The following is a 3,374-nucleotide window of genomic DNA, read 5'->3' on the forward strand; positions in this document are numbered from 1 at the left end:
CCATCGATCTTCAAGGCTGCGGCGCGGCTTGTCCGCGTTGATCGAAACCCGTTCGCATCGCATCCCTTGACGCGAACAGCCACCGCATCCGCGGTGGTGGATGCCCGCTCGTCACCCGTTCCATCCCCATCGTCCCCAGGAGGGTTTGCCCTCCAGGGGCAAGCGCCCTCCGATCTCATCCATTGGAGGTTCGCCATGTCTCTCGTCATCGCCGACTCCCGCCCGGAGTCGCTCACCCTGATCGCCGCCCAGCACGAAGACTGGATCATCCAGCAGGCCATTACCCTGCTGGAGAACCGCGTGTTCAAGGCCGGTCCGGCGCTGGGCAGTCCCGCCGCCGTGCGCGACTACCTGCGCCTGAAACTGGTCGCGGAGCCGAACGAAATCTTCGCCGTCGTGTTTCTCGACAACCAGCACCAGGTGCTCTCCTTCGAGCCGCTGTTCCAGGGCACGGTCGACCAGACTTCGGTGTATCCGAGGGTGGTTGTCCAGCGTGCGCTGGCGCTCAACGCTTCGGCGCTGATCCTGGCGCATCAGCACCCCTCGGGGAACACCGAGCCCTCGGCCGCTGATCGTGCGATCACCGAGCGGTTGAAGAGCGCCCTGGCCACCGTCGATGTCCGGGTGCTGGATCACTTCATCGTCGGCAAGGGCAGCCCGTACTCGTTCGCCGAAGCCGGCTTACTGTAGTCCGCAGGCGTCCCTCCGGGGGCGCCTGTTCCTCTTGCCCCTCTCCACAAGAACTGCCATGAACGGTTCCGGTTGCCACCTTGGCGATGCGTTCTGATGGTCACGATTTCGGAAGCTTGCAAGCTTGCGGGATACGCGGCTGAACCGGCCTTTATTTGTTGAGAGGCACACCTTTACATGGCAGAATGTGCGTATTTTCTAGTTGCCAGCAACGCGAATGTCTGCCGTCACCGCCATCCAGTACACTCAGGATCAGATGCGCACGCTAACTGGCGTGTCCGCCGAAACGGTGCGGCATTGGCGCAAGACCGTGCCCTACTTGGCGTCCAAGACCGGGAAGGCTGCCCGATTCACCTTCGCCGATCTCCTTGGCTTGGCCGTTACCAATGAGCTGGTCAGCTCATTGGGCGTGCACATCGCCACCGTCAGCGTCGGCGTGGACGCGCTTTTTCGGTTGCTGAGCACCAGTGGCGCGTTGGCGCTGAACGGGTCTGTGGCGTTCGTGACGCCCACTTTGGCGAACCTGTGCGATATCGGCCCCGAGGGGGTTGGGCGGCCGCCCGCCCAACCGACTCTCGTGATCCCGCTCGATCCGTTGATCATGCGGCTTCAGCAGCACATGCTGCCGATCGTCCCGACGCCGAGCCAGGCAGCGTTGCCGTTTCCACCCGAAGCTATCCGGAGTAGGGCGTGAACACTGCCACGCTGGAACAGGTGCTCGCCGCAACCGGCTACCTGCCGGACGGGCGACCCGCGCCCGGCCTTCGGTTGGGGGCTGAGGCGCAGTCCTCGCGCCACGGCCGCGTTTTTGTTCCGGACGCATTGTGGCGCAGCGCGTCGTCGTTGACCGTCTACTTCAAGTTTGAGCAAAGCGCGCCTGCAGACGATCTGGTCAGCCAGTGGCGACGAGAGGTCTGGAACGAGGGGTTCGCGCCGTTGCTGTGGGTGATCTCGCCGCAGCGTATCGACCTGTACAACGGTTTCGGCACACCCGCGAAAGAAGGCGATGCCCAGAGACATTTGATTCGGCGTTTCGAGAACATCGAAGCTTCGCTTCATGAACTGGACGAGTTGGCCGGCCGACTGGCGATCGAGACGGGCCAATTCTGGGCCCAGGTGCCGGCCATCGATCGCAAGACCAGCGTCGATCAGAAGCTCCTGTCTGACCTTGGATGTCTCGAACGCGATTTGGTCGCAGGCAATCTCGCGCGCGATGCGGCGCAGGCCTTGATTGGGCGCGTGATCTTCACCCAGTACCTGATTGACCGCGAGATCGTCAGTGCGGCGCGGTTGAAGCGGGTATGCGGCCGCACGGCGTTGCCGGCGATCCTGCGCGACCGGCCAGCGACCAGCAAGCTGTTCGCATGGCTGGCCCAGACCTTCAACGGCGATATGTTTCCGCCCTCGTCGGTGAAAACGACACCAGCCGCTCACCATTTGACGCGGGTTGCGGAGTTCCTGGAGGCTGTCGATCCTGAAAGCGGGCAACTCAGCTTCTTCCCCTACCAGTTCGACGTGATTCCGGTCGAGCTCATCAGCTCGATCTACGAGCAGTTTGCACATGCTGAGCCGCAGACTGGAGGAAAGCGCACAGAAGCGTTGCGAAACGGCGTGCACTACACGCGACTGTCCGTCGTCTCGCTGGTCCTCGATGAGGTCATGGATGGTCTATCTGGACGGGAGTCGGTGCTGGATTTGACGTGCGGCTCCGGTGTCTTCCTGGTCGAAGCGCTGCGGCGCTTGGTTCATCTTCGCTCGCAAGGTCAGCCGCCCACGAGGGAGCTGATCCGCTCGACGCTCTACGGGCAGGTGTATGGCGTAGACATTAGCGAAGCCGCGATTCGCGTCGCTGCGTTCAGCCTGTACCTGGCTGCGCTTGAGCTGGACCCTGACCCGCAACCACCGCAGTCCCTGAAGTTCCAGCCATTGATCGGCAGGACATTGCTCGTCGGTGACGCTCGTACTGTCGAACGTGATGGAGATGGCAAGGCCGTGCTGGCGACGCCGACAGGGCTGAAGCAGTTCGACCTTATCGTGGGCAATCCCCCTTGGAGCTTTAGGGGGCAGACAGGAACCGAAGCGCGGCGCAAGACCAGGGTTGCGGGCGTACCTGCGCAACCGCGCGGTGAAGGCTTGGATTTCGTGTTGCGAGCGGCGGAGTTCTCACATGAGAAGACCCGTTTCGGCATCATTCTTAGCGCGATGCCGTTCTTCAGCCGCAGCGGCACCGGCATGGCAGCAGCTCAGCATGTGATGCGAGCCGTGGCTCCGATCACCTTGGTAAATCTGTCCAATTTGTGCAGTTGGCTCTTCGCGACAGCGGCTATGCCCGCAGTGGTTCTCTTTGCCCGTCATCGACCGAAGCAGCGAACGGATCAGGTCACGGTCGTTCAGATCCCGTGGACGCCCAGCGGTGCAAGGACTCATTCGTTCGAGGTGGCGCCGAGTGACGTCATCACTTTGACACTCGACGAGATCCAAGAACAGCCGTTGAAGCTCAAGGCAGCAGCCGTTGGCCGGCGCCGTGACCTCCTATTGCTGGATGACTTGACTTCGGCCCACAGAAATCTGGGCGAGCAACTCTCATTACTTGTCAGGCTCCGTGTGATTCTATCTTGCAGCGTGTCTGGCGTCTGAGTGCTGCGCGTGATGCGATGAGTCATCTTTACCACGTGCTTGGAGCC

General features: G+C 62.1%; 3 protein-coding genes. All 3 read left to right on the forward strand.

Features of this window, described 5'->3' with window-relative positions; all coding sequences use genetic code 11:
* Window positions 1–195: 195 nt before the first annotated feature.
* The 3 genes from radC to AC2VLV_RS13275 all read left to right on the forward strand — a co-directional run bounded on the left by radC (window position 196) and on the right by AC2VLV_RS13275 (window position 3,327).
* The gene (radC, locus tag AC2VLV_RS13265; RefSeq protein ID WP_023657710.1) at window positions 196–690 is read left to right on the forward strand and encodes a RadC family protein; all 495 of its coding nucleotides are present in this window, start codon (window positions 196–198) and stop codon (window positions 688–690) included.
* Between the two features lie 217 nt (window positions 691–907).
* A complete protein-coding gene (locus AC2VLV_RS13270) occupies window positions 908–1,384 on the forward strand; it encodes a MerR family transcriptional regulator (RefSeq protein WP_486990434.1) in 477 nt (158 codons plus the stop codon).
* On the forward strand, window positions 1,381–3,327 hold the full coding sequence (locus AC2VLV_RS13275) for an HsdM family class I SAM-dependent methyltransferase (protein ID WP_486990435.1): 1,947 nt from the start codon (window positions 1,381–1,383) through the stop codon (window positions 3,325–3,327). The genes AC2VLV_RS13270 and AC2VLV_RS13275 overlap by 4 nt, the downstream gene beginning before the upstream one ends.
* The last annotated feature ends 47 nt before the right edge of the window (window positions 3,328–3,374 follow it).

The organism is Thiomonas sp. TH-17, assembly GCF_057473305.1.

Coding starts and splice junctions, on each gene's coding strand:
- radC (WP_023657710.1), top strand. CDS start 196: ATGTCTCTCGTCATCGCCGACTCCCGCCCGGAGTCGCTCACCCTGATC.
- AC2VLV_RS13270 (WP_486990434.1), top strand. CDS start 908: ATGTCTGCCGTCACCGCCATCCAGTACACTCAGGATCAGATGCGCACG.